Annotated in this window: 1 pseudogene; it reads right to left on the reverse strand. The window is 68.9% G+C overall.

Going from position 1 to position 789, the window contains the following annotated elements:
* Window positions 1–496 (reverse strand): annotated as a pseudogene (locus HV798_RS31550) (helix-turn-helix domain-containing protein); the annotation flags it as partial.
* Window positions 497–789: the final 293 nt, after the last annotated feature.

Raw genomic sequence — 789 nt, forward strand, 5'->3', positions numbered from 1 at the left:
GGGCCGCGTCGGCGCGCAGCCGCCGCATGGCGATGCCGGCCACCACCAGTTCATGCACGCTGCGCAAGGCCGGCGGGAACGCAGCCGGGTCCAGCGTCGCGAGCGCCTGCTCGGCCTGGTCCAGGCGGCCGATCAGCAGCAGGCGCCGGCCCGCCAGGTATTGGGCATAGGCCGCATTGCGCGTATCGCCATGCCTTTGCAGCACCTGTCGGGCCGCGTCCAGGGACTGGGTGGGCCAGGCCAGGTCGCGCGAGGCCAGGGCAATCTCGGCCTCGGCCACCACGCAGCGGGCGCGCGCCACGGGCGCCTGCGCGCCAAACTTGCGCGCCGCCTGCCGCACCAGGGGGCGGGCGCGCTCAAAGTCGCCCAACTGGGCCAGCGCAATCCCGCGCAGCGCCAGGGCCGGCGCATCGTCGCGCAAGGCCACGCGGCCCAGGGCGCCCAACGGGTCGCCCGCAGCCAACGCATGTGCCGCGGCAGTGATCAGCAAGTCCATGGGAGTCGGTCGTGGCGTTGTCGTGGGAGGGCTGCATGGCGGGTCGAAGACGTCAATCTACACCGTCACGGACCAACTGGGTCTGCGGCGTTCCGTACTCACGGATGAGTGGAATGCGGCCGACTTCTGTAATCACGGGCCAGCGTCGGCCAAAAATCAGAATCTTCCAATGTTCTATCTGATCCGGGTTGCGTAGCGTAAGCGGGCAATTTCCGGATCGGTGCTTTTGGCTTTGTCGATAGTCCGCGGGTTCTGGGCGGGCTGAGGGTCGGCTGTCTTGGCAACGGTTGTGG

The sequence above is a fragment of the Achromobacter deleyi genome (genome assembly GCF_902859705.1).
GTDB lineage: Bacteria > Pseudomonadota > Gammaproteobacteria > Burkholderiales > Burkholderiaceae_B > Achromobacter > Achromobacter deleyi.